Here is a 26,891-nt window from a genome sequence, read left to right on the forward strand (position 1 = left end):
CATCGGCGAGAGGCTGTATTGAGGTCACAATGGGTTGCCTCGTCATGCTTTTCAACCGCGAGAGGCTGTATTGAAGCTTCAATGCGTTGTCTCGTTCTGATTTTCTTCGGCGAGAGGCTGTATTGAGGCATCAATGCGTTGTCTCGTTCTGATTTTCTTCGGTGAGAGGCTGTATTGAAGCTTCAATGCATTGTCTCGTTCTGCTTTTCATTCGCGAGAGGCTGTATTGAAGCCACAATGCGTTGTCTCGTTCTGATTTTCATCGGCGAGAGGCCGTATTGAGGCATCAATGCGTTGCCTCGTACTGCTTTTCATTCGCGAGAGGCTGTATTGAGGTCACAATGGGTTGCCTCGTACTGCTTTTCATTCGCGAGAGGCTGTATTGAAGCTTCAATGCGTTGTCTCGTCATGCTTTTCAGCCGTGAGAGGTCGTGTTGCATGCGTTAGCACGAGGTCGATGACAATAATCGTCACGTCCTGTGACGTCATCGACACTAGCACGTCCTGTGCGTCCGATGCTCACCAGCCACCGGCTAAAATCGAAGTATCTTTCCGAAGCGGTATATATGCTCTTGGTTTGGATTTTTCTTTGATAAAATACTTTTGTACAAGCCACTATTTTGTGGTTTTTTTACAAAAAATGAATATATTTTCCTGTAAAAACATAGAAAATAACAAAATTCATGAAAAGGAATGATTCTTTTTCAATTTTTGCTACTTTTCTATATACTTTTTTCAATTTATTTGGTAAATTAATATACAAGCCTCTTTCTTTTCATTGAAGGGAAGTGTTTGAATGGAAAAATTTTACACTCCATCATATGAAATTACTCCTCTAACATTAGCAGTTGTTGCAGATCGAGATCAATATGGTCATATTGGCTCATGGATTTTGGATGAAGATGAAGAGCATTATATCAGTGGATTAACGCCAACTAAAATGATTGATTATGCTTGTCGTTACTTTGGAGCAAATTTAAAAGGGCGGCAAGAAGGGACACGAGATATTTGTGGTATTACTCATAAAGCTCCTATCTCTATTAATCCAATGAGTGGAATGTATTTTTTTCCAACTATTTCACCAGCCAACGCGCAATGTTCGTGGATTTCACACACACACATCAAGCGGGTCAATAAAGCACCAAAACAACATTCGGAAATTGTATTTACAAACGGTAGAAAACTTCTTCTCAATGTATCGTTTGGCTCGATAATTAACCAAGTTCAACGTACTGCACAATTTCGCTACTTACTTGATAGTCGTTTGAAACAACTTAAAAACCTACCACCACTAGACCCTAATCCTATTTTAGATCCTGAGCCTTAAACATAAGTTCTTGAATGATATATTCTACTTTTTTACGAATCACTGGGTTGAAGTAATTACGCTGTTCTTCTCGCCCTTGGCAAATGAAAAGATAAGATGAAAATGAATCATTTTTACCTGTTAAGAGTACTTGCAACTGTAAATTTCTCATCTGTTTACGCAACGTTTTGCGTTCATTTAAAGCGACAGAAAGCATGTGTTCTAGCAATGTGATGTATGGTTCTTTAATCTTGAATTGGCCATTTCGAATATGGTTAACATCTTGCCGAATGACGATGATTGCCATAGAAAGGAAAAGGAAGCGAGAAGCAATTTGTAATTCTTGTTTGCTCAAATAACGCATCATGACAGCCTCCTCATAAGAACGTCTGTTCTATTATATGCTGAGATAAGAAAAAAATGCAACAAAAATAAAATAATATAATTATGAAATGATAAGAAAGGGGCGCTTTTTCTTAATAAGCACTATACATACGACAGTGCATACTTTAAAATAATAGGTATACATAATGACTTTTCGCTAGAACAGACACTTTAAGGAGATTTTGCTCATGTACGTCCAACACATCCTATCAGATTGGAAACAATATTATGATGAAGGTAATCTTGATCAGTATATTGTTGAATTATTAGACCAATATGAAAGTTTAGGCCCTTTACCAGGGATTTTTCTGCCGTTTATTGAATCTTTCTTTCCCTTTTTACCGTTATTTGTATTTGTTTTTGCGAATGCTGCAGCCTACGGATTATTGAAAGGTTTTTTGTATTCATGGTTGGGTTCAATTCTTGGAGATATTACTGTCTTTATGATTATACGTAAACTTGGCAAGAAAAAGTTTTTAAAGCGTATTCGAAATAACAAGCAAGTTCATAAAGTAACAGGTTGGGTTGAGCAACATGGTTTCGGTCCATTATTTATCTTACTCAGCTTCCCGTTTTCACCCTCATCGGTTATTAATGTTGTATCTGGTTTATCGAAAATCAGGGTTTACCAGTATGTCTTAGCAATTATCCTAGGTAAAGCGGTTATGATTTTTTCAATGGCATATGTCGGTTCAAGCATTGCGTCGTTCGCTAAAAATCCACTAAAAACAATTTTAGTAGTTGTTTTTATCGGTCTGTTTTGGGCGATAGGAAAATATATTGAAAAAAGATTACAGCAAAAAAAACACTTTAATCGAACAGGAACAACGATTGGAGATCGATATCAATAAGTTGTTGCTATGGGAAAGTTTCTATCTTTGTTAGAATAAGAAGATAGAAACTTTTTATTTTGAGTTAAAGGGGGAGAAAAATGACGCTCCGTTTTATTGTAGGAAGATCAGGAACAGATAAAAGTGGTTTCATGTTTGAAGAAATAAAGAAGAAGTCACTTCAAGAACCACAAGGGCCGCCGATTTTTTATATTGTGCCTGATCAAATGACATTTGATCAAGAATATACTTTGTTTCGTGATCCTGAATTTACAGGTAGTATACGGACACAAGTAGTTAGTTTTTCCCGTTTAGCTTGGCGGATTTTTCAGGAAACAGGTGGTGCTACACGGCAATACATTAGTTCTGTCGGAATCCAAATGTTGCTCCGTAAGATTCTTAAAGAGAAGCAAGGGGAATGGCTTGTTTTTCAAAAGGCTACTGAGAAGCAAGGATTTCTCGATCAGTTAGAAGCGATCATGACAGAATTTAAACGATATGAAATCACACCAAATATGTTACTTAATCAGCAAGCTGTGATTAATCAATTTGTTCATCGATACCCAGCAGAAAAAGCACTAGTCAATAAATTGGATGACTTAACATATATTTATGACCGGTTAATTACCACTTTAAAAGATACTTATATAGATGGTGAGGATGAGTTAAGGCTTCTTGCTGAGAAGATTCCTCAAGCAACATTAATGCAAGAAGCGGAGGTTTATTTAGATGGATTCCACCGTTTCACTCCGATTGAATTGCGCGTTATCGAAGCACTTTTAAAAACATGTCGCAAAGTAACGATCGCTTTGACAGTTGATAACCCGGAAAAAGAAAATGTGTCTGAACTTGATTTATTTTATCAAACGACGGAAACATACCATCAATTAAAACAATTGGCCGCCGAAAATCAAATTAGCATCGAACCACATATTCGTTTGGAAGCTGAAAAAGATCGTTTTCAGGTTCATCCTTACTTTGCTCATTTAGAGAAACATTTTGATACACGTCCTGTTCCTGAATATGTAGGAGAAGTCCCGGTTAAACTTGGTGAGGCGGTACATCCACGAGCTGAAATAGAAGGAGTTGCCCAAGAAATACTCACACTCGTTCGAGACAATGATTATCGATTTCGCGATATTGCTATTTTTATTCGTGAACCGGAAACCTATCATGATTTAATCGATACGATATTTACAGATTATGATATTCCAGTCTTTATTGATGATAAACGTTCGATGTTAAATCATTCCTTAATTGAATTTATTCGCTCTATTTTAGATGTTATTCATGGAAATTGGCGTTATGATGCTGTGTTTCGGATGCTGAAGACAGGATTTATTCCAATTCAGGATGAACGCTATCCTTTAACTGCTGATGCGATTGATGAATTAGAAAACTATTGTTTAGAGTATGGTATTCGTTCTCGTTCAAGCTGGTTCTCAGACGACGAATGGGTGTTTCAACGATTCCGTGGCTTTGAGCGAAAGACCCAAACAGATGATGAACGTGACATGCAACAAAAGATAAATCGGTATCGCGCACAGGTCGTAGAACCATTACGTTCTTTTGATGAAGCGATGAGACAGGCGGAGACGATTCAAGAGCGTTGCGAACTCATTTATTTATTGCTTGAAAAATTACAAGTCCCTAGAAGGTTAGAACAATTACGTAGTCATTATGATGAAGCAGGTCAAATAGAAAAAGGACGTGAACAAGAACAAGTGTGGCATGCACTCATCCAACTGTTCGATGAAATTGTAGAAATGGCGGGGGATGAGAATATGCCGTTTACTATCTTTCGTGAAATGATTGAGGCAGGACTTGCTTCATTGAAATTTGCCCATGTCCCGCCAAGTATGGATCATGTTATCGTTGGTTCTGTTGATCGCTCCCGAATCAGTGGCAAGAAATGTACGTTTTTATTAGGTGTTAATGAAGGGTTATGGCCACTGAAACCACCGGCTGACAGTGTGATCAACGAAGAGGAACGCGAACTATTGGCTCATCACGGTATGAAATTAGCAGATACGACAAAACGTCAATTATTAGATGATTGGTTCTATATGTATCTCGTCTTTACTTCTGCCAGTGAATTTTTATGGGTAAGTTATCCGATTAGTGATGAAGAAGGAAAGGCAAAAATGCCTTCACAACTGATTCGTAAGTTAGAGCAATTATTTCCTGAGGGAATGACCCATTTGCTATTACAGGATCCTGATGAATTAATTGAGGCAGAACGGTTTATAACAACACCAGAAAAAACACGTGCCGCATTAACAGCACAATTATCGCGCTATGTAAGAGGTTATCCAATGAAAGAAATTTGGTGGCATGTGTTAAATTGGTATATAATCAATCATCCAAAGAATGGTACATCTTATAATGTCTTACAAAGTTTGTTCTATGAAAATAAGCCGACTAACCTATCGCAAACGACCGTAAAAAAATTATATCCGAAGAAAATTAAAGCAAGTGTGTCGCGTTTAGAAACATATTATCGTTGTTCCTTTCAACACTTTGCAAGATATAGTCTCGGTCTACAAGAAAGGCGCACATATAAGTTAGATGCGCCCGATATTGGACAATTATTCCATGAAGCTTTGAAAATCATTACAGAGTGGGTTCAAGAAGAGGGGACGGATTATGCTCTATTAACAAAAGATGATGCGAATGGCTATGCAAAACGAGCTGTTCGTCGATTAGCACCCGTTTTACAACATCAAATATTATATAGTTCAAATCGCTATCAATATATTCAAAAAAAGTTACAGCAGGTTATTGCGCGAGCGACATTTATTTTGAGTGAACAAGCGAGAAAAAGTGACTTCTCACCCATTGGGCTAGAGTTAGGGTTTGGTCTCAGTGAGAAATCCGATCTTCCGCCAATTTCTTTAACATTACCAAACGGTTATGAGCTTATTTTACGGGGGCAAATTGATCGTGTTGATCGTGCTCAGAAAGATGAACAACTATATTTACGAATCATTGATTATAAATCAAGTGATCATAGCTTGAATTTACTTGAAGTTTATTACGGTCTAGCATTACAGATGCTTGCATATTTAGATGTCGTATTAGCCCACTCGGAACAATGGCTCGGAATTAAGGCATCGCCAGCAGGGGTGCTTTATTTCCACGTGCATAACCCGATGATTTCGGGTAAACCGCATTTGAATGAACAAGCATTAGAAAAAGAGATCTTTAAGCAATACAAAATGAAAGGACTCCTGATTGCTGATGAAGGTGTTGTCCAATTGATGGATACATCATTAGAATCAGGGACGAGTCAAATTATTCCAGCAGGTTTGAAAAAAAATGGTGGATTTTATAGTCATTCGAAAGTAGCAGATCAAGAAACTTTTTCTATCTTACAAGAACATATTCACCAACTCATGAGAAGTGCTGGATTAGATATGACAGGTGGCAATATTGAGCTGAATCCATTCAAATATAAAAATAGAGACGCGTGTACGTATTGTCCATTCAAGTCTGTGTGTCAATTCGATCCATTAACAGAAACGAATGCATTCCATAAACTATCAGATATGAAAGATGATGAGGTCTTAGCAAAACTAAGAAAGGAGCGAGAAGAGTAAATGGTAACATGGACAACAGAACAAGAACAAGCCATTTATACATCAGGGAAAGATATTCTTGTCGCTGCTGCAGCTGGTTCAGGAAAAACGGCTGTCCTTGTCGAACGTATTATTCAGAAAATATTGCAGCAGGATGAACCAATTGATATTGACTCACTACTTGTTGTTACGTTTACAAATGCAGCGGCACAGGAGATGCGTAATCGAGTAGGGCATGCTTTAGAAGAAGCATTATCAAAGAATCCATCGTCCAATCATTTAAAACGGCAGCTATCTTTATTACAACGAGCATCGATTTCGACATTGCATTCATTTTGCTTAGATATTGTTAAGAAACATGCCTATTTACTAGATCTTGATCCAAGTTTCCGGATTGTTGATGACGTTGAAGGCGATTTAATGCAACAAGAAGTATTAGAGACATTGTTTGAAGACTGGTATGGGAAGGAAGGCGAGGAACAAGAGCGTTTTTTCGCTGTTGTCGATCGCTTTTCAAATGACCGTAGTGATAAAGATGTCGAGGATTTAATCTTAAAACTTTATCAATTTGCTATGCAAAACCCATGGCCAGAAGCGTGGCTTAATCAGTTAAGTGATGTATATGATATTCCTGAAACGTGGACAGAACATGATCTGCCATGGTTAACAATTATAAAAGAAGCAGTTAATGAACAATTCCAAGCCATTGAACAAGAGGTTAAGCTAGCTCTTGAAGTTGCTCAAGAGAGTGATGGTCCATATACGTATATAGAAACTTTAGAGCAAGACCAATTGATGTTAGAAGAAGCGAAAAATCTTCTAACATCTTGGGAAACATTACAATCATATATGCAATCTAGAAAATTTAAGCAGCTTTCTAGAAAACGGATGGAATGTAACGAAGACAAAAAAGAATCTGTCAAGGCGATTCGTAACCGTTATAAAGACCGCTGGACTGACATGATTGAAGATTATTTTGTACGTGATTTGTCAAGTCATGTTCAAGATATGCGTGACTTAGCCCCAGTTGTGAAACAATTAACCGAACTTGTGATTGATTTTAAACAGCGCTTTACTCAGTTGAAAAATGAGAAGGGTGTCGTGGATTTCTCAGATTTAGAGCATTATTGTCTCGCTCTTCTTGTGGATGAATCGTCTCAACCGTCAAACATTGTTCCGTCCAATGTTGCAAAGAAATTACAAGAGCAATTCAGTGAAGTATTAGTCGATGAATACCAAGATACGAATCATGTTCAGGAAACGATTTTACGTCTTGTCAGCGAACAGGAAGGACCGGGGAATCGCTTTATGGTTGGCGATGTCAAACAGAGTATTTACCGATTTAGACATGCTGAACCGACACTATTTATTGAAAAATATAATGCATTTAAAGAAGAAAATCATCCTGCTGAACGCATTGATTTAGCAAAAAATTTCCGGAGCCGTAAAGACGTCTTATTCGCGACGAATTATATTTTTAAACAAATTATTGATGAAACACTCGGTGAAATGAACTATACGAAAGACGCCGAATTGGTTTATGGAAATACCCTTTACGATGATTTTCCTTTACCTGAGGCAAAACCTGAACTCATCATTATTGATCGTGAAAAACCTGATGAACAGCCTGAAATAGCAGAAGAGAGCTACTTAGATTTAGAAAAAGCACAGCTTGAGGCGCGTGTCTATGCGAAGAAAATTAAACAATGGATCAAAAAGCCATTACAAGTATTTGATAAAGAGCGACAAGCACAAAGAGATATTCAATATCGTGATATTGTCATTTTATTGCGTTCATTGACATGGGCACCTGTTATCGTTGATGAGTTGAAGAAGCAGGGAATTCCTGTTTATGCTGAATTGTCAACGGGATATTTTGAAGCGATTGAAGTAAAGGTTATGATTAGCTTTTTAAAAGCGATTGACAACCCTCGCCAAGACATCGCTTTGGCCTCTGTTTTACGTTCGCCTATTGTGCAGTTAAATGAGGATGAAATGACACGTATTCGTCTTGTAGATAAGAAAGCAGATTATTACCATGCTCTTAAAACGTATGTTAGACAAAATGATGATGACACAGCAGAAACAATAAAGCGATTCCTCAAACAACTTGAACGCTATCGGTTGCAATCAAGACAAGGGGCTTTGTCAGAGCTGATTTGGAATATATTTCGTGAGACGGGATATTACGATTTTGTTGGCGGTATGCCGGGAGGAAGACAACGGCAAGCGAATTTACGTGCCTTATATGACCGAGCGCGGGCTTATGAAGCGACTTCTTTTCGTGGGCTATTCCGCTTTTTACGTTTTATTGAACGGATGGAGGAACAAGGTGATGATTTAGGGGCTGCAAGAGCATTAAGTGAACAAGAAGATGTTGTTCGTATGATGACAATTCATAAAAGTAAAGGATTAGAATTTCCTGCCGTTATTGTTGGAGCGATGGGGAATGAGTTTAACCTTCAAGATCTAAGGCAACGTTATTTATTACACAAGGACCTTGGTTTTGCGAGCAATTATATTAATCCGATTAAACGTATCACTTACTCAACCTTGTATAAACAGGCCGTGAAACAAGAAAAGTTGCGAGAACAATTAGCTGAAGAGATGCGCGTATTGTATGTTGCGTTAACACGTGCAAAAGAAAAGCTAGTCATGGTAGGGAATGTTAATTCATTTGCGAAAAAACGTGAAGCTTGGGAACAGATGTTAAACCATCCAACTTGGGTACTTCCTGCCTACTACCGAAGTCAATCAAAAACATATCTTGATTGGGTTGCGCCTGCTCTTATTCGCCATGAAAAGAATGGTGTATTAAGAGAGGAGGAAATTGGGGAAAAGGTACTTCAAGAAATTAAGCAGGATATATCTGATTGGAACATCCAAGTAGTTCACGGGAGCGAACTCATGGCTCATGAAACGGATGTAAGTATATCGGAACAACAGATTAAGGATCATGTAGTAGAATGGAAGCCTGTTGAGACAACTGATAAGGCAAAGTTTGCAGAAATCGATACACGGCTTAAATTCAAATATGCACACGGCTTGGCACAAGTTTCACGAGCAAAGCAAAGTGTGACAGAAATCAAACGTCAACAAGAACAGCCTGATGAGTATAGTGATGACCAGCTCGTCTTACCATACCAGGCGCCGATTACGAAACGCCCCATCTTTATGCAAAAGGAAAAAACAATATCTGCAGCCGAAAAAGGAACAGCTATGCATACAGTGATGCAACATCTACCTTTTGCAAAGGCATTAAATCACGAAGAAATCAATGAATTTATTCAAAGTCTTGTCGATCGAGAAATGCTTCGTGCCGATATGGCGGAAATTGTTGATATTAAAGCGATAGAAAAATTCTTCGCAACTGAAATAGCTAAATACATGATGACAGTTGAAAAAGTATATCGTGAAGTCCCGTTTAGTTTAACATTACCCGCTAAAGATGTTTACCGTCATTGGGATCATTCCAAGCAGGAAGAAGTATTAATTCAAGGGGTAATCGACTGCCTTATTCCTACAGATGAAGGTTGGATTATTTTAGATTATAAAACAGATCGCATAAAACATGACGCGACAGAAGACATTAAGAGTCAGTTAATCAAACGTTATCAGGTACAGATGAATTTGTATCGTCAAGCAATCGAAAAAATTTGGCAACAACCTGTTAAAGCCGTTTATCTTTACTTTTTTGCTAAGGAACTGCTTATCAATGTGCCTAGGCAATAAGTAGCTAAAGAAAAAGCAGGGGCATATGCTCCTGCTTTTTTTCTAAGCTTTTAAAACGTCATGAATTTGTTTTAGTGCCCAGTCTAAATCTTCCTTCTCAATAATTAAAGGTGGAGCAAAGCGAATAACATTTTCATGCGTTTCTTTACATAAGAGACCGCGGTCTTTTAATGCTTCACAATAAGGACGTGCTGATTCTGTTAATTCCACACCGATAAATAAACCTTTACCACGAACCTCTTTAATAATCGGGTTATTAATCTTCTTTAATTCATCCATCATATAGTTACCTAACTTTAAAGAACGAGCGGCTAAATCTTCTTCAACAATGACATCTAACGCAGCGATTGAAACCGCACAAGCGAGTGGATTGCCCCCAAAAGTAGAGCCGTGTGAACCAGGATTGAACACACCGAGAATTTCTTCGTTGCTGACAACACAAGATATTGGCATTACGCCACCGCCAAGGGCTTTTCCTAAGATGAGAACATCAGGGGTCACATCTTCCCAATCACAGGCGAACATTTTTCCGCTACGTGCTAACCCTGCTTGAATTTCATCAGCCATATAAAGAACATGTTTTGCTTGGCAAACATCATAAGCCTCTTTAAGAAAACCTTCGGGAGGAATAATAATCCCCGCTTCTCCTTGAATCGGTTCAAATAGAAATGCCGCTGTATTTTCAGTAATGGCTGATTTTAGCGCTTCGATATCACCATATGGAATAATTTTTATCCCTGGTAACATGGGACCAAATCCCCGTTTATATTCAGCTTCTGAAGATAATGAAATCGCCGCCATTGTTCTTCCGTGAAAATTACCTTCACAAACAATGATTTCTGCTTTATTCTCCGGAACGCCTTTAACATCATAGGCCCATCTGCGCGCCGCCTTAATCGCTGTTTCAACTGCTTCGGCCCCTGTGTTCATCGGTAGTGCCATATCTTTGCCTGCTAATTGGCATACCTTTTCATACCAAGGACCGAGTTGGTCATTATGAAATGCGCGTGATGTTAAAGTCACTTTATCGGCTTGGTCTTTCAAAGCTTTAATTATTTTCGGATGACGATGACCTTGATTCACTGCAGAATATGCACTTAGCATATCCATATAACGATTGCCTTCAGGATCTTCTACCCAAATACCTTCTGCTTTGGAAACGACAACAGGTAATGGAAGATAATTCTTGGCGCCGTATGTTTCAGTTTGTTCAATAATTTGGTTTGTTTTTGTCATATGTAGCCCTCCAATTCATGATTGTTATAAAAATAAAGCGTTTACATATTCTATTATACAGTTTACACATGATAATTAAAATAGTCGTCATATTTCTTCGTGATTAATTCACATAAACATGTTATGATTAGTATTAAAGTAGAATTAAATTCTAATGAGGAGGAATTCATTTAAATGAACACACATTTACATATTACGTCATGGGTTGTAGCAATAATCCTATTGATTGTTGTTGTTATGTTACACCGTGCAGGCAATCAAAAAGGTGCAAAAATATCCCATATGATTTTACGCTTATTCTATATTATTATTTTAATATCAGGCGGTTTGTTAGTATCCGAGTATTTTAAGTTTGCAACAGGGGCAATGCTTGGCGAAGTGATTGGTAAAACGATTCTTGGACTCTGGGTCATTATGGCTATGGAAATGATTGCAGTTCGAATGGCTAAAGGCCGTTCAGCAAAAGGTGCATGGATTCAGTTTGTAATTGCTTTCTTATTGACCTTGGTTTTAGGATTTGGTCGCCTACCATATGGCGTTCATTTATTCGGGTAATATAAACGAATAAGACTATCTCGTAGTGGGCGAGATAGTCTTATTTTGACGTGGAGGAAATAGTATGAAGAGATTGACTTTATATGTTTTGATTAGTGGATTGCTCCTAAGCTTCCCGTGGATTGTTACTGCAGAAGAAAAAAGTAAGACATCTCTTAATGAGGAGATTATTTATGATATCGTTATTGATCGCTTTAATAATGGTAACCAACAAAAAAGCGAACAAGTAAGAACAGATGACCCTTATGCTTACCATGGTGGCGATTTCCAGGGAATTATCATGAAGCTAGATGATATTAAAAATTTAGGTTTTACAACAATTACACTATCGCCTGTCATGGCGAATGCAAAAGACGGCTTTCATGGTTATTGGATAGAAGATTTCTATGAAGTCGATGAACAGTTTGGGACAATGGAAGACCTCAAACAGTTGGTAGAAGAGGCACATAAAAGAGAGATAAAAGTTATTCTTGAAATGGTGCCTAATTATATAGCTAAAACACATCCAATTTCAAAAAAAACAGAACAACAAGACTGGATTGATCAAGATAAAGAAATTAATGATGACGAGGAACCATGGTTGAAAGAAGCCGTTGCTCTAAATCAATCACATCCAGAAGTTGTTGATTATTTAATTGATGTGGCAGAGTTTTGGATTACAGAGACAAACGTTGACGGTCTGAAAATCCATGCCGCAGACAAAGCGAATCAGGATTTTTTAAAAACTTATACAACCAAACTAAAATCTAATCATCCAGAATTAATATTGTTAGCTAATGTTTCTTCTGAAGTAAATATCGATGCTTTTACTGATATGACATTTGATCTCATTGAAAATAAAAATGTACAAAAAACTCTAAGTGATGTTCTTTCAACAGTCAATGAACCGATTTCACGTGTATATGATGTATGGAAAGATGTGGGAAATCAGCATACATTAATTCAAATTGATGATAAATTTAGTGAGCGGTTTACTCATAAATTCTCTGAAGCAGGGCGAAATATAGTAACAGCTTGGAAATTAGCATTAACTTATATGTATACAACACCAGGTGTGCCTTATATTTATCAAGGATCTGAAATACCAATGTACGGAAAAAGTTATCCAGAAATGATGTATTTAATGCAATTTAATAGTGGAGAACCTGAGGTAAAGGAATATTTTACGCAAATCGCATCGTTACGCCAACAATTTCCTGCCTTACAGCATGGTGATTTTGACATGGTTTCTATAGATAAAGGTATGAGTGTATTTAAACGTTCATATCAGGATGAAACACTATATATCGTTATTAATAATGATAATGAATCACGCCAGGCGACATTAACCGAAATTGATACAAAAAATCAATTAAGAGGTTTGTTGGGCGATGATTTAGTACGAGCTAATCAAGATGGCGAGTTCAAAATTGGTATTTCACGCGAATCGCAAGAAGTATATATTGTTGAGGAAAATTCAGGTATAAATTGGTTGTTTATCGTTCCAATTGCACTTGTGTTTTTGCTGTTTGTTGGATCCGTCATCCATTTAAGTAGAAAACAAAAACAACAGGCTTAAATATATGTGTGAATAGAGGATGTCCCAAGACCAAAGGGACATCCTTTTATTCATCTGTTTAATATATATTTTCTATTGAGTTATTTCTACTAGAATACCATAAGCAAAAGCCTGAGATAGCCAAAAGAATACTTGCTAATAGCAAGCCCTCTAATATGTATGGGAAAACCGGTAAAGTCGTCCACTCTGTCAAGCCCTGCATAAACAATAAACCTTCATTAAGTAAAAAACTAATGATAAATACGGAGAAGCCAAAAACGGTTATCGAGCTTTTTCTAAATAAACCAATCATATAGAACTGTATAAATAAAAATAGACTAACAAAACCAAGCAAAGTTAAATGAAGATAACCTATGATAACAGAGCGTGATTCATAGACTAAAGTCCCCAGTTCCGGAATCATCAGTCCAAGCTCAAGGGTATGCTTAACAAATAAGAGTATAAAGACTAACTTTACCGTAATGGTGAACAGCTTTCCGAAGTATGATGATATCGCTTGATAAATTTCTTTAAAACTAATCAAGATTAATAAAACAGCAATCCATTGCCCAATACTACCAACTGCTGAGAGAATCGTCATTCCACGGCCTAATTCAGCCCATAAAATGGAATGTAAATAACTAGGAAATAGGGCGATAAAATATAGCCAAAAAGCGTATGTTAATAAAGTTTGATTAAAATGGATGTTCTTTCGATGGATGATTGCTATAAATAATCCGATTAAAAAAAGGAAAAACCACCCATTGTATTGAAAATGTAAATAAAAATAAATAGCCATATCAAAGAAAGGGGAGTCTTGTAACCCTTTAGCAGCAATAAACCCTAATGAAAATGGGCTAAAAGATGAAATGACTAAAGTCACTAAGCCGCCTTTCATAAATAATGAAGCGGAACTTGGCATTGATAGCTGTTTCATTTCTCGGTAAATAAAGATTGCTACCCAATACTGTATGAAAATATGTAAGGTTGATAAGATAATAGAGAAGAGTGCATATCCTTGATATAAGAAAGCAATAAACATAAGAATCGTTACGATAATCAAAGTAATTGTCATTGGAATGATTTGTTTCTTAGCCCTAATAGAAGGCCAAAATAGTTTGAGGAATATGAGTATTAAACCAAGGAACACCCACCCCAAAAACGCTAAATGTGAATGCCCATGGAGTAAATGTGTGTAAGGGATTAAATCAATCGAATGTAATGGAATCAAACGCATCCAGATTCCTGTTAATGCGACAATAATAAAAAAGGAAAATACCGTATGTCTTAAATAGGTAGGCATAACTTCCACTCCTAAAACTTATGATGTATGTTTGTTTCCGCGGCGTTACTAAGACTCCCGCAGGCAGGTAAAGGCAGGCTAAGTACGCGACGTCCTGTCGCAACGCCTGGGACTACGGTTATTCGCATCACCGAAAAGCCTTTAATTTGCACGTCCTGTGTCACGTCGACTGTACGTTGGAGTTAAGTGCAGCTAAAGCTAACACACTGACTGACGAGCTGGTATCGAAGTCAGGTAGTGTGCCTGCACTTATGCAAATAAATGAACATTTATTTACCAAGCTTCGAAATAAGTGCGACTAAGATTCATGTGAATTATTTGCTCCACATGAACCGAGTCTACTTTATCATGAAGGAGTATTTAATGAGAGACAAGCCCTTTTGGTAAATTGTCAATAAAAGGTCGAAAAAAAGCAGAGACTACTATTTAAATAGCAATCTCTGCCGATATGATTTATTTATAAGAACTATTTAAAAAGAATAAAGCAAGTGTTCCTGGACCAGAGTGGGCTCCAATGACTGCGCCAACCATCTCAATGATAACGTCTTTTACAGGATATTTTTCTTTTATCCTAGCTGCGAGCTGTTTTGCACGCTCCAAATCATCGCCATGGCTAATACCAATGACCTGATTTTCAAAATCAACACCACGCTCATCCATCAGTTCTAATATACGGTCGAGTAACCGTTTTGAACCACGTATTTTTTCGATTGGAATGAGTTTTCCCGAATCGACATGTAAGATTGGCTTAATTTTTAGTAACGTTCCAACAAATGCAGCCGTTCGACTTACACGTCCTCCACGGTATAAATAAGTTAAATCATCTACAGTAAAGATATGTTCCATATGTGTGGCATGGTAAGAGGCCATTTTAATCAATTCCTCCATAGAGGCGCCTTCATTTGCTAGTTGGGCTACTCTTATGGCAACAAGGCCATAGCCAATCGATGCACACTTTGTATCGAGCACATGTATGTCCGCATCTGGGTGTTCATCGCGAACTTGTTGTTCCATCATTTTAGCTGTTTGGTATGTACCCGAGAGTTCAGAAGAAAACGCTAAATATAATAGTGGTTGCTTTTTTTCAGCGTATGCTGTAAAAATGGTTTTGAACGTTTGTAACGGGACTTGTGAGGTCGTTGGACTTTTACCTTCACGCATGGCATCATAAATTGTCTTAGGTGCAATGTCAATCCCATCTTTATACTCTGTATCATCATGATGAACCGTTAACGGAATCATCTCAATCCCGTAGGCATTATACTGTTCTTCAGTTAAATCACAAGCTGAATCGACAAGGATTTTTACATTCATTGTTTCACCTTCATTCGAATTATTGTATTATTAATAAGTCTATATGTAGAAAGTTTTTTAGTCAAAATATATTGGTTATTTATCGGTGATTTATTTGTCCGACTAAAAGGAGTCGATTTTATGGTCTTAAAAGAAGTAAAACGGACGTTTATTGTAATTATAGGTGCCTTATTAAATGCCATCGCATTAAATTTCTTTCTTATTGGTGCGAATGTTTATGCGAGTGGTTTTTCTGGGGCAGCCCAGCTTGTATCAAGTATATTTAATGACTTTCTGAATATGAATGTCGGTACGGGTATCTTACTTTTCCTGTTTAATATACCTGTTATTATTTTAGGTTGGTTGAAAGTAGGGAGAGCATTTACGGTTTATAGCTTAGTTTCTGTTGCTTTTACAACCTTGTTCTTAGAGGTTCTCCCTGTGCTTCAAGTATCAGAAGATATTATTTTGAATGCGGTTTTTGGTGGGTTAATTGGTGGTGCTAGTGTAGGCATAACGCTTCGTATTGGGGGATCGACTGGTGGGATGGATATCATTGCATTAGTTTTATCACGTATTAAAGATCGTCCGATTGGTATTTATTTTCTCGCACTTAATGCCTTAATCATTGGGGCTGCTGGCATCCTTTATGAACCAGAAAATGCGTTATATACACTTTTATCCTTGTATATTAATACGCGTGTCATTGATGCGATTCATACACGTTATCAAAAATTAACAGCAATGATTATAACAAAGGAAAAAGATGAATTACAGCAAGCAATTCATGATAAATTAATTCGTGGTATTACAATTTTACCAGCTAAAGGAGCGTACTCTAATGAAGAAAAGCATATGCTTTATTTAGTGATTACGCGTTATGAACTGTATGATTTAGAAACAATCATTAGACAAGTTGATCCTAGAGCCTTTACGAATATCGTACAGACAACTAGTGTTCTTGGGTTCTTTCGGCGAGATGAGTAAGCTAAAGACAAGCCACCTAGAAGGTAAATTCCTAAAAGGTGGCTTGTCTTTATCTCTATGTACTTAGTAACCATGTTTATGAAAAACATCTTTTACTTGTTCGATTAATTGATCCCATTCGGCATCAAATGCTTTATTTACAGTAATGAAATTTTGATATCCAAAGACATTATCGACACCATTTAATTTCATTAAATCATTCAAGATATCATGTTCACTTGTTTCACCAGGCATTACAGAAATACTGTCTGTGCCTGCGAAAATTATTTTTTCCGTTGTAAATTTAATTGCATTTGGATTCGGCGTTTCCTCTGCACGTACACCCATAATTGTATCCCTCCTAGACATACTTGTATCTATTTTAGCAAAAAAACAGACAAAGACAAAAGAAAAACATCTATGCATAGCAAAAGAAGGGTGCCATTACATAGCACCCTTCAAGCTTTCGTTCACTTAAAGTAACCCATTGTCATTTTTTTAAATGATTCCGTAATTACCATCATGAACATCTTTTATTTTAATTGGTTATTTTGTTCTAATTGTTGTTCAAGTTGTTGGAGATGAGTTCTTTCTTCAGGTGTACAGTCTTGATAAGCCGCTTGAATGGCATTTTGGGCGGCTTGTTTATCTTGTTCAGTAGCATTCCCACCCATATTCGTCAGATTTGTGACCAAATCTCTAGCTTGCTGGAATAAACTTTTTTCCATATCAAAATCCTCCTACTGTGTGTTTGGAAGCTTCTTTTTGTTTTCGGTTCTGGTCGGTGAACAGAGTTCGTTTGGCGCGTTGTTTTTCTTCTTTTGAAGTCGATTGAGAAATATGAGCTTGTTTTTGTTTTGACGTCATGTCGGACCCCCTCGGAAGATATGAATGATGATGGCGTTCGCTACTAGTATGAGAAAATAACGCTTAAATTATAAAGGTAATATTTACAATCATTAAGAGACATAGTCTAAGGCTTAACTCCGATGTTTAAATAATCTTCGATAAATTTTCCAATACCATCTGCATCATTTGTGTCAGTGACATAGTTAGCAACTGATTTTAATTCATCGATTCCGTTATCCATAGCTACACCAACTCCAGCATATTCAATCATTTCTAAATCATTATCTTCATCCCCAAATGCAATAATTCGTTCTTTCGGGATATGATAATATTGTGCTATCTTATCTAGTCCGACAGCCTTATTCATTCCTTTTTTTACAATTTCAATCATATGCCATGGTGAGCCCCATTTACGATGTTCAATCCAATCTGCATGTACCTCGTCTAAATGTTCCCTTAATTCATCAATATATTCTTCGTGAGGATAGATGAGTAAAGATGTTGGGTCTTCACGTAATTGTTTGTGTAAGCGTCCGACTGTAAATGGTAATTGATCGGTATGTTGTAAAAATGTATCAATAAACTTTTGATCATGTTGATCTAAAAAGACATTATCTTGGACTTCAGCCATCATATTCCGGGCAAAGTCATAACACGCATCAACGATTCTTAGAGCTGTCCTATGATCTAGGGGATTATGTGAACTTTCCCAAGCTTTGTTTTTTGGATGGTGAACGAGCGCACCATTGAAGTTGACCATAGGTGTGTTAAGATAAAGTTCATTATAATAATGAATGCTTGAGCGATGCGGACGCCCTGTTGCAATGACGACAATGTGACCTCTTTCCTTCGCTGTAAAAATAATTTCCTTTGTATATGAACTTATCGTCTTTTCTCCTGTTAATAAAGTTCCGTCAAGGTCGAGAGCAATTAAATGTTTCCCATTTTTCATAACATTTCACCTCGCTATAAGTGTATAAATAAATATTAGATTAGTAAAGGTTTTTCCTTTTCAGATGTTGTTAAACACTATATGATAAAGAGGGAAATACAAATAATCGAGGAGGTTCGCTAGAGTGATTCAAGTAGAAAAAGTAAAAATAAATGACATCCCATGTTTAGTCGTTGTGGATAGCGAAACAGCGAATAAACCATTACCAGTTATTACATATTTCCATGGTTTCACAAGTGCAAAAGAACATGATTTACCGATTGCTTTCCTTTTAGCGGAAGAAGGTTATCGTGTCATTTTACCAGATAGTATTTTGCATGGGGAAAGGGAAGGGAAAACGACCTTCTTAAAAAAGCAATTAGCGTTTTGGGATATCGTGATACAAAATGTCGCCGACTTACAAACAATCCATGAATATGTTCAAGATGAACGTCTTATTTCGGATGATTTATTTGGTGTAGCTGGAACGAGTATGGGAGGCATTACGACATCTGCATCTCTCGTTAAATATCCTTGGATTCATACTGCTGCTGTGTTGATGGGGAGCCCAAAATTATCAGACTTTGCCAGGATGATGATTGAGGAATATGAAAAGACAGATAACCCGGCGCTTCCAGAAGAAAAAGTTAAAACATTATTTTCTAATTTAGATACAATTGATTTAGCGAAGCATATGGACCACTTAGCAGAGCGTCCATTGTTATTTTGGCATGGTGATAAAGACCCGGTTGTTCCTTTTGATCATTCCTACACGTTCTATCAATCGGCACGTGACATGTATAAAAATAAGAAACAACTTCACTTTATCAAAGAGGTTGGGCGCGATCATAAAGTAAGTCGATTTGCTATTTTAGAGACTGTAAAATGGTTTAAAAAACATTTGGGTTAAAGAGAACCTAATGATTATCGCTTGAAAAAAGATGTAAATATGTTTAAATAAAGATAAGATATATAGAGGGGGTAATATCATGGATGAAGCATTGAAAGAGAATTTTCTTGGTGCGCTTGAAAATGTCATAGATCCAGAGTTAGGCATAGATATTGTCAACCTTGGCTTAATATATGATGTCGATATGGATAATAATGGTTTATGCAAAGTGACGATGACCCTAACATCAATGGGCTGTCCATTAGCTGGTCATATCGAAGCGGATGTACGCCGTGCATTAGCAGACTTTCCGGAAATAAAGGATATTCAAGTTGATATTGTTTGGGATCCACCATGGTCAAAAGATCGGATGTCACGATATGCGAAAATAGCACTTGGTATCCCAGATTAATGAATATATAGGTTAATTCTTTTATAAAAGGATTAACCTACTTATTTGTAATGAATAATGGGAAAATTCACTTTAAAGAAAGGGGAGTAAAAATGATTGATGTCTTATTGTTCGCTCAATTACGAGAAGATACGGGAAAAGAAAAAATTTCAATCCAAGCGGAAGGCATGACAGTAAAGGAGTTAAAGCAGAAATTATTTTCAATCTATAAGATTCAAACAAGTGCTCAAATTATGGTAGCTATTAATGAAGAATATGTACTTGAGGATGAACGGATTGAAGCAGGTGATACCGTGGCCTTTATCCCACCTGTCAGTGGAGGTTAAAAAACGTGTCTGTCATAACAACAGACACGTTTTTGTTTACATAAAGAATATAACCAATGCCCCAACGACAAAACAATAATAAGCGAAATATTTAAGATTACCACGAGCCATGACGTTCATAAACCATTTAAGTGCAAAGTACGTGGCCACGAGTGATGCGATAAACGCAATGATATTTGGAGCCCATTCAAATGTTGGGTCACTAATTACATCATCAACAGATAAAATGGTTACTCCGAGACTTACAGGAATATATAATAAAAATGAAAAGCGCAATGCTGTTTCTTGTTTCATACCGAGTAACATGGCAGCAACAATGGTAGCACCCGATCGACTAATTCCAGGGATGAGAGCAATTGATTGTGCAAAACCTACGATAACAGCATCTTTCCATGTTAAATCACCGTCATTTTTTCTCCCACGTAGATTACGGATAATCCACAAGGCAATTCCGGTAATAATTAACGTGATACCAACTGTCGATGCTGTACTAATGTCACCAATTTTATCTTTGAATAAGACACCAATAATACCCGCTGGTAATGTTGCGATGACTAAATAAACAATAAAGTAAAAATCTTCCTTAGCATCTTGTTCACGAGTAAAGATAAAGCGGGAACCATTTTTAATGAGGCGGATAATATCTTTCCAATAAACCATTAAAACAGCAATTAATGAGCCGAAGTTGACCAATATTTCAAAAGAAAGACCTTCTACATATACATCGAATAAATCCCGAAAAATAACGAGATGACCACTTGACGATACTGGAATTGGCTCTGTAAAGCCTTGAATAAGTCCGAGAATAAAGTATTTAATAAGCGTTAGAATGGATTCTGTTATTTCCATTGTGCTTCCCCCTAATAAAGTTTTTTCATTTTCTCCTGTCACCTGTATTTAGGCTCTTGAATAGGCTATGTTGAGGAGGAGGAAAATGAATAAGAACAATCAGTCAATGTATGATTTATGTAAAGAGCATCTACATGCATATGTCTTAGTTGAGACAACAGACGGCATGACATTTGATGGAATTATGACAGGGTTGGATGATGAACATGCCTATTTTGCCATACCTATTGAGGCTTATGAAAGGGATCAAACGAGAAACTTTTATCCGCCTTATGTGAGTCCATATGGAGGCTTTGGTGATCAATTTTACGGTTACCCAGGTTATGGCTATCCTGGTGGACGTTTTAGAAGACTCGTTATACCTCTTGCGGCTCTTACGGCACTAGCATTATTACCTTGGTATTAAAAAACATAAAGGAAACCCTTGCCTAGGCAAGGGTTTCCCATGCAAGATACATGTTCATTCTTATTGTTCTTGACTGGAGTCTTTAATAACACCGCTCATGATGAAGATAAGAACTGCAATAATGGATGAAAGAATGAGGGCTTGATTTAAATTAAACGGATCTCCAGCCATACTTGTTAATACATAAGAAAGGACGCTCCCGATTAATAGAGCCCATATGATTGTCATTATATAACGCATGTTAACACCTCGTTCAAGTAATAGGTAACATCCAAATGAAAGCTTAGTCATCTGGATATGAACTGTTTTCTTTATACATTTTAACAAAACAAATCATAAAATGAAAGCATTTGTTCAAAAACAGATAATATAGTGTTATAGAAAGGATGTGTGACATATTTTAGTATCAAACTGTTTTCATTGGATTGGCTTCCATATAGTGAATCGGTTATTAGAAGAAGGATTTGAAGTGAAAGGGTTTAGTAAGATTAATGGAGAAAAAGAACAATTTCTTCTTGATTTCTTAGGACGAAACGCCTCGTTTACTCGTATCGAAGCTGTTGATGATAATGAATGGAATCGAACGAAAATAATTGTTACAAAAACGTCACAACCATTAACACATCTTATTGAAATAAAGAAAAATACGAAAACAATCCATCAGACTACTCAATTAATTGTACACTTCTTAGTAGGTGAGTGGATGAACCTTGATGATTCAGGGATTCACACGGGAAAACACCATATAAGTTATACTTCAGATCAATTTAACAAAGAAGCTATTGATATTGACGATTTCTTACCTGTCTTTATTTCATTATTATTAAAAAAGCATGATTTACCACCCGTAGTAAATGTAATATCTAATAAAATGGCGACTAACAGAACTAAAAACCTTGAAAATTACTTGTTTATTCGTGACAATAGACCTAGGCATATTTTTGTAAAACGCTTAAAAAAACATTACCAGCGCTATAACCGCTTTTACCATATATCGTAAAGTGGAGCAGCTTGACAAATGAAGGAGTGCATAAGGTGAAAAAGGGGTTAGGTATATTCGTCATAATTATAATCTTGATTTTATTGTCTAGCTGTAGTAGTTCAGAACGTGGAGAACTCTATAAGGTAGGGTTAATTACGGAAGGAGAGGTTGGCGAGTATGGGTGGGATGCCCTTGGATATAAGGGTATTCAGCATATTGAGGATAAATATACGGATGTAGAAATATATTATGAAGAAAATATTGAAACAGAAGAAGATGTCCTACAAGCAGTTGATGATTTTGCTAAAAAGGGTGTCAATTTACTATTTGGTCATAGTAGTAACTACGGGAAATACTTCGTTGATATAGCAAGTTATTATCCCGATATTCATTTCGTGTATTTTAATGGTGGTTATACGAGTGATAATGTGACAAGTTTAAATGTAAATGTCCATGCCCTCGGATTCTTTGCAGGGCTTCTTGCCGGAGAAATGACAGAAACGAATGAGGTAGCAATACTTGCAGCATATGAGTGGCAACCAGAAATAGAAGGTTTTTATGAAGGGGTTAAGCATGCTAACCCAAGATGTGATGTCCGTGTTGAATTTATTCAGGAAATGACTAATAAGGATAGCATACGTGATCGTTACCTTTCACTTAAACAAGAAAATGTCGATGTGATTTATCCGGCAAATGACATATTTAGTCCTCAAATAATCAAGGAAGCCAGTCAAGACAGGTTTTATACAGTTGGTTATATGATGGATCAGTCTGATGTCGGACAAGAATATGTTTTATCAAGTACATTATTGAATATTGACCGTCTCTATCTTTATGCAGCGGATAAAAAGGCAAAAGGTACATTAAAAGGTACTGTATATACGTTTAAACATGAACAAGATATTGTATCTTTAGGTAAATATAGCCCTTTAGTTCCTGAATACATCAAGAATAAAATTAATCGAATTTTAGAGGACTATCACGAAACAGGGTTACTCCCATATTAAATGCTGATTTGAAACTGGATAGGTAGTTAATTCTTGAATAATTACTACCTATCGCTTAAAATTAGTACCAAGTCATAATGATTGATATTAACTTTTACTAATAGAGGAGATGTCTAAATGGGTGTAGGTGTATTAGGAGTTGGGCATTTTGTTCCGGATAAAGTGTTAACGAACAAACAATTGGAACAAATGGTCGACACAACCGATGAGTGGATTCGGACACGAACCGGGATTGAGGAAAGAAGAATTGCAGAAGATGATATGGATACATCGGATATGGCATATCTAGCGGCTGAAAGAGCATTAAAAGATGCACAGGTGAAGGCTGAAGAGATTGATTTAATATTAGTTGCAACGGTCACACCGGATACACCATTTCCATCAGTTGCATGTATGCTACAAGAACGCCTCGGTGCAAAGAAAGCAGCCGCGATGGATTTAAGTGCAGCTTGTGCTGGATTTATGTATGGTATGATTACTGGTAAACAGTTTATTGAAACCCATACTTATAAAAGTGTTTTAGTTGTAGGTGTTGAAAAACTATCCAAAATAACGGATTGGACAGATCGAAATACATGCGTTTTATTCGGTGATGGAGCAGGTGCAGTCGTTTTAGGTGAGGTATCAGAAGGAAAAGGAATCCTCTCATTTGAATTAGGTGCTGACGGGACAGGTACGAAGCATTTATATCAAAATGAAAATCGCTATATTTCTATGAATGGAAGAGAAGTATTTAAGTTTGCTGTCCGTCAAATGCCACAGTCATCTGTTAATGTTATCGAGCAAATTGGATTGAAAAAAGAAGATGTCGATTATTTAATTCCTCATCAAGCTAACATTCGCATTATGAATGCAGCTCGTGAGCGTTTAGGAATCCCAGAAGAAAAAATGGCTAAAGTGATTCAAAAATATGGAAATAATTCCTCGGCTTCTATTCCGATCGCTTTATCTGAAAGTGTTCAATCGGGTAAAATTAAGGAAGATGATCTCGTAGTTCTTGTAGGTTTTGGTGGGGGTCTCACATGGGGAGCAGTCGCATTACGCTGGGGAAAATAGCCTATTATTCTAAAAAGCAATTGATTATAGGAGGATGAACATGAAGGAAAGAAGAGTAGTCGTAACGGGACTAGGAGCTGTTACACCTGTTGGAAATAATGTACAAACGATGTGGGAAAATTTGATTCAAGGAAAGTCAGGTATCGACTTTGTCACGCGTGTTAATAAAGATGACTTTCCTGCTAAAGTAGCCGCAGAGGTTAAAGACTTTGATCCAAATGACTATATCGACAAAAGAGAAGCTAGACGGATGGATGCTTTTACACAATATGCTGTTGCCGCTAGTAAAATGGCAGTTGAAAATGCCAAGCTAACGATTGATGATTCAAATGCAGCACGCGTTGGTGTATGGATTGGTTCGGGAATCGGTGGTATGCAAACATATGAGGAGCAATTCATGAGGTTTAACGAAAAAGGCTATCGCCGTGTTAGCCCGTTTTTCGTACCAATGATGATTCCAGATATGGCTGCAGGGCAAGTGTCGATTCAGCTCGGTGCAAAAGGAATTAATTCTTGTACAGTAACAGCCTGTGCATCAGGGGCAAACTCAATTGGAGATGCCTTTCGGGCAATCCAACGTGGCGATGTTGACTATATGATTACCGGTGGAACAGAAGCTCCAATTACAAATATGGCCTTTGCTGGTTTCTCATCAATGCGTGCCCTATCTTTTAATGAAGATCCTAAACGAGCCAGTCGTCCATTTGATAAAAATCGCGATGGTTTTATCATGGGAGAAGGTGCTGGAATCTTAGTATTAGAAACATTAGAATCTGCTTTAGAGCGCCAAGCACCTATTTATGCCGAAATTGTTGGATATGGAGCTACAGGTGATGCTTACCATATTACTGCTCCAGCTGAAAATGGAGAAGGTGCAGCACGCGCTATGAAACAAGCGTTAGATGTTGCTGGATTGAAACCAGAAGAAGTTGATTATATTAATGCACATGGAACAAGTACTGATTTAAATGATAAATATGAAACGGAAGCCATTAAGACCGTTTTTGGTGAACATGCATACAATCTCAAGATTTCATCAACGAAATCAATGACTGGGCACTTACTTGGAGCAGCAGGTGGGGTAGAAGCGGTTATTTCTGTAAAATCAATTATGGATCAAATCATTCCCCCAACAATTAATTATGAAACGCCAGATCCTGAATGTGATTTAGATTATGTACCGAATCAAGCTAAAGAAGAAAAAGTAAATGTTGTCATGAGTAATTCACTTGGATTTGGTGGGCATAATGTTTCTCTTATCTTTAAAAAATATGAATAAACGAACATAAAAGGTTGATCCTCATCACGGTCAACCTTTTTTCTATCGGCATAAGAGAGAGGGACTTAATCATAAGATAAGTTAAGTGGACAAGTATGGGGGATTGTGATGATTGGATATATTTTTTCTTTTTTAATTGGTTTTGGACTAGCCATTATCGGTGGGGTATCGATTATTGCTTATTTTAATTTTCTACCAGCCGGTGTATCCTGGATTGAATATCTAGAGTTTATTAGCCGGCGAATTGAATGTTATTTCTTACCCTTAGGCATTATATTGATGGCCATATCACTAAAATGTATTCCGCACAACATCGAATAAAATCCTTTCTGTTGGGTCATACTTAATGGTAAGACAGGCAGGCTTTACCTAGAACTAACAGAGCAAAGTATTCAAAAGTGAGGGTAGTGATATGCAATTATTACATGATGTATGGGTGAACTGGTTTGAAGGTGAGGAGAACGGATATAATGTACCGTATTTTCATGAATGGCGTCGCCAAGATAAAATCGAATTATTGGATCAAATTCCTCTCCTATACATAGAAGAATCGCTCTATCATTATATTGAAAATGATATGCAAGATATTCCGAAGTCCCTATTAGATAATATATATCGTCAATCTTATATGAGACGAGGGATGGAAAGAAAAGTTATTGATTATGCATGTGTTGTAACAGATGGTAATGATATCATAGCGTTTGATACAATTGGTTATCAAATTCCAATTCGGAAGAGTCGATTAATCCCGAGACAAGAAAGAAATATTTATGATATGATTAAAAGTTTAAAGGTGAAACGATTCCCTATTGTACAGCATAAAAAGGAATATCATCTACTGTCGATGTCACCCGATCTTGTTATTGGATTAACAAGAAGAGAGCGCCAACTTAAACAATTATTAATGATGGCTTTAGATCAACTTCGAACAACAGCTCATCTAGATGAATTACGGTACTGGTTGACAGAATGGGATCCTAAACAGTATTCTAAGATTCGCTTTATGAATGAAGCGGAGGTTTGGAATCAATTGTATCAAGGTGTCCAATTAGGTTGGAGTAAAGCACATGAAGATTTATGTCAAAAATTAATTAAAGGGCATCCATTTTTAGAAAAATTATGGGAAGTAGAAGATGTCCAACAAACGTCAAGAAGAAATCAAAAAATAAGAGAGTAGCTTAAGCT

The 26,891-nt window shown here is 36.9% G+C and carries 27 protein-coding genes; 17 read left to right on the forward strand and 10 right to left on the reverse strand.

The features are described 5' to 3' along the window. Positions 1-796: 796 nt before the first annotated feature. Positions 797-1,327 (forward strand): competence protein ComK, encoded by a 531-nt coding sequence (locus VIG73_RS11545; RefSeq protein WP_331642122.1) that lies wholly within the window; start codon positions 797-799, stop codon positions 1,325-1,327. Here the strand turns inward: VIG73_RS11545 and VIG73_RS11550 are convergent. Continuing rightward, positions 1,305-1,673: a hypothetical protein gene (locus VIG73_RS11550; RefSeq protein WP_331642124.1), complete on the reverse strand. Its 369-nt coding sequence runs from the start codon at positions 1,671-1,673 to the stop codon at positions 1,305-1,307. The two genes, VIG73_RS11545 and VIG73_RS11550, sit on opposite strands and share 23 nt — an antisense overlap. Before the next feature lie 205 nt (positions 1,674-1,878). Between VIG73_RS11550 and VIG73_RS11555 the strand changes: the two genes are divergently transcribed. The 3 genes from VIG73_RS11555 to addA all read left to right on the forward strand — a co-directional run bounded on the left by VIG73_RS11555 (position 1,879) and on the right by addA (position 9,830). Beyond that, positions 1,879-2,541, forward strand: coding sequence for a TVP38/TMEM64 family protein (locus VIG73_RS11555; protein ID WP_331642126.1), 663 nt, complete (start codon positions 1,879-1,881; stop codon positions 2,539-2,541). Between the two features lie 80 nt (positions 2,542-2,621). Further along, the gene (addB, locus tag VIG73_RS11560) at positions 2,622-6,119 is read left to right on the forward strand and encodes a helicase-exonuclease AddAB subunit AddB (protein ID WP_331642128.1); all 3,498 of its coding nucleotides are present in this window, start codon (positions 2,622-2,624) and stop codon (positions 6,117-6,119) included. Beyond that, on the forward strand, positions 6,120-9,830 hold the full coding sequence (gene addA, locus VIG73_RS11565; RefSeq protein ID WP_331642130.1) for a helicase-exonuclease AddAB subunit AddA: 3,711 nt from the start codon (positions 6,120-6,122) through the stop codon (positions 9,828-9,830). Between the two features lie 42 nt (positions 9,831-9,872). On the opposite strand, the gene VIG73_RS11570 is transcribed toward addA, so the two are convergent. Continuing rightward, a complete protein-coding gene (locus tag VIG73_RS11570) occupies positions 9,873-11,066 on the reverse strand; it encodes an ornithine--oxo-acid transaminase (RefSeq protein ID WP_331642132.1) in 1,194 nt (397 codons plus the stop codon). 174 nt (positions 11,067-11,240) lie between these two features. On the opposite strand from VIG73_RS11570, the gene VIG73_RS11575 reads away from it, so the two are divergent. Continuing rightward, on the forward strand, positions 11,241-11,621 hold the full coding sequence (locus tag VIG73_RS11575) for a YisL family protein (RefSeq protein ID WP_331642134.1): 381 nt from the start codon (positions 11,241-11,243) through the stop codon (positions 11,619-11,621). Positions 11,622-11,685: 64 nt separating this feature from the next. After that, entirely contained in the window at positions 11,686-13,179 is a 1,494-nt protein-coding gene (locus VIG73_RS11580; RefSeq protein ID WP_331642136.1) for an alpha-amylase family glycosyl hydrolase, read from the forward strand. Between the two features lie 58 nt (positions 13,180-13,237). Here VIG73_RS11580 and VIG73_RS11585 read toward each other — a convergent pair whose 3' ends face one another. After that, positions 13,238-14,461, reverse strand: a complete 1,224-nt coding sequence (locus tag VIG73_RS11585) for a hypothetical protein (RefSeq protein WP_331642138.1) — start codon at positions 14,459-14,461, stop codon at positions 13,238-13,240. A gap of 453 nt (positions 14,462-14,914) precedes the next feature. Next, entirely contained in the window at positions 14,915-15,775 is an 861-nt protein-coding gene (locus VIG73_RS11590) for a DegV family protein (protein ID WP_331642140.1), read from the reverse strand. 120 nt (positions 15,776-15,895) lie between these two features. On the opposite strand from VIG73_RS11590, the gene VIG73_RS11595 reads away from it, so the two are divergent. Further along, positions 15,896-16,741 carry a YitT family protein gene (locus tag VIG73_RS11595; protein ID WP_331642142.1) on the forward strand — a complete coding sequence of 282 codons (846 nt, stop codon included), beginning with the start codon at positions 15,896-15,898 and terminating at the stop codon, positions 16,739-16,741. Positions 16,742-16,804: 63 nt separating this feature from the next. On the opposite strand, the gene VIG73_RS11600 is transcribed toward VIG73_RS11595, so the two are convergent. The 4 genes from VIG73_RS11600 to VIG73_RS11615 all read right to left on the reverse strand — a co-directional run bounded on the left by VIG73_RS11600 (position 16,805) and on the right by VIG73_RS11615 (position 18,521). Continuing rightward, a complete protein-coding gene (locus VIG73_RS11600) occupies positions 16,805-17,068 on the reverse strand; it encodes a NifU N-terminal domain-containing protein (RefSeq protein WP_331642144.1) in 264 nt (87 codons plus the stop codon). Positions 17,069-17,253: 185 nt separating this feature from the next. Further along, positions 17,254-17,448 (reverse strand): DUF3813 family protein, encoded by a 195-nt coding sequence (locus VIG73_RS11605; protein WP_331642145.1) that lies wholly within the window; start codon positions 17,446-17,448, stop codon positions 17,254-17,256. 1 nt (position 17,449) lies between these two features. Continuing rightward, positions 17,450-17,587, reverse strand: a complete 138-nt coding sequence (locus VIG73_RS11610; protein ID WP_331642147.1) for a hypothetical protein — start codon at positions 17,585-17,587, stop codon at positions 17,450-17,452. Between the two features lie 106 nt (positions 17,588-17,693). Further along, positions 17,694-18,521: a Cof-type HAD-IIB family hydrolase gene (locus VIG73_RS11615; protein ID WP_331642149.1), complete on the reverse strand. Its 828-nt coding sequence runs from the start codon at positions 18,519-18,521 to the stop codon at positions 17,694-17,696. A gap of 124 nt (positions 18,522-18,645) precedes the next feature. Here VIG73_RS11615 and VIG73_RS11620 point away from each other — a divergent pair, with 124 nt between their 5' ends. The 3 genes from VIG73_RS11620 (at position 18,646) to moaD (ending at position 20,127) form a co-directional block, all read left to right on the forward strand. Beyond that, positions 18,646-19,410 carry a prolyl oligopeptidase family serine peptidase gene (locus tag VIG73_RS11620; protein WP_331642151.1) on the forward strand — a complete coding sequence of 255 codons (765 nt, stop codon included), beginning with the start codon at positions 18,646-18,648 and terminating at the stop codon, positions 19,408-19,410. Positions 19,411-19,489: 79 nt separating this feature from the next. Beyond that, a complete protein-coding gene (locus VIG73_RS11625; protein ID WP_331642152.1) occupies positions 19,490-19,801 on the forward strand; it encodes a metal-sulfur cluster assembly factor in 312 nt (103 codons plus the stop codon). Positions 19,802-19,893: 92 nt separating this feature from the next. After that, positions 19,894-20,127, forward strand: coding sequence for a molybdopterin converting factor subunit 1 (moaD, locus tag VIG73_RS11630; protein WP_331642153.1), 234 nt, complete (start codon positions 19,894-19,896; stop codon positions 20,125-20,127). Between the two features lie 36 nt (positions 20,128-20,163). On the opposite strand, the gene VIG73_RS11635 is transcribed toward moaD, so the two are convergent. Further along, positions 20,164-20,976 (reverse strand): undecaprenyl-diphosphate phosphatase, encoded by an 813-nt coding sequence (locus tag VIG73_RS11635; RefSeq protein WP_331642155.1) that lies wholly within the window; start codon positions 20,974-20,976, stop codon positions 20,164-20,166. Positions 20,977-21,061: 85 nt separating this feature from the next. On the opposite strand from VIG73_RS11635, the gene VIG73_RS11640 reads away from it, so the two are divergent. After that, entirely contained in the window at positions 21,062-21,382 is a 321-nt protein-coding gene (locus VIG73_RS11640; protein WP_331642157.1) for a hypothetical protein, read from the forward strand. Positions 21,383-21,442: 60 nt separating this feature from the next. On the opposite strand, the gene VIG73_RS11645 is transcribed toward VIG73_RS11640, so the two are convergent. After that, a complete protein-coding gene (locus VIG73_RS11645) occupies positions 21,443-21,622 on the reverse strand; it encodes a DUF2929 family protein (protein WP_331642159.1) in 180 nt (59 codons plus the stop codon). Between the two features lie 199 nt (positions 21,623-21,821). Between VIG73_RS11645 and VIG73_RS11650 the strand changes: the two genes are divergently transcribed. The 6 genes from VIG73_RS11650 (at position 21,822) to VIG73_RS11675 (ending at position 26,883) form a co-directional block, all read left to right on the forward strand. Beyond that, positions 21,822-22,382 carry a hypothetical protein gene (locus VIG73_RS11650; protein ID WP_331642161.1) on the forward strand — a complete coding sequence of 187 codons (561 nt, stop codon included), beginning with the start codon at positions 21,822-21,824 and terminating at the stop codon, positions 22,380-22,382. 35 nt (positions 22,383-22,417) lie between these two features. Then, a complete protein-coding gene (locus VIG73_RS11655) occupies positions 22,418-23,371 on the forward strand; it encodes a BMP family ABC transporter substrate-binding protein (RefSeq protein ID WP_331642163.1) in 954 nt (317 codons plus the stop codon). 117 nt (positions 23,372-23,488) lie between these two features. Then, positions 23,489-24,427, forward strand: a complete 939-nt coding sequence (locus VIG73_RS11660) for a beta-ketoacyl-ACP synthase III (protein WP_331642165.1) — start codon at positions 23,489-23,491, stop codon at positions 24,425-24,427. A 40-nt stretch (positions 24,428-24,467) separates the two neighbouring features. Further along, positions 24,468-25,706, forward strand: coding sequence for a beta-ketoacyl-ACP synthase II (gene fabF, locus VIG73_RS11665; protein WP_331642167.1), 1,239 nt, complete (start codon positions 24,468-24,470; stop codon positions 25,704-25,706). Positions 25,707-25,814: 108 nt separating this feature from the next. Next, complete coding sequence (locus VIG73_RS11670) at positions 25,815-26,027, forward strand: hypothetical protein (protein ID WP_414648408.1); 213 nt, start codon at positions 25,815-25,817, stop codon at positions 26,025-26,027. 91 nt (positions 26,028-26,118) lie between these two features. Further along, on the forward strand, positions 26,119-26,883 hold the full coding sequence (locus tag VIG73_RS11675; RefSeq protein ID WP_331642169.1) for a DUF3603 family protein: 765 nt from the start codon (positions 26,119-26,121) through the stop codon (positions 26,881-26,883). Positions 26,884-26,891 lie beyond the last annotated feature (8 nt).

This window comes from Cerasibacillus sp. (assembly GCF_036516575.1).
Lineage (GTDB): Bacteria > Bacillota > Bacilli > Bacillales > Amphibacillaceae > Cerasibacillus.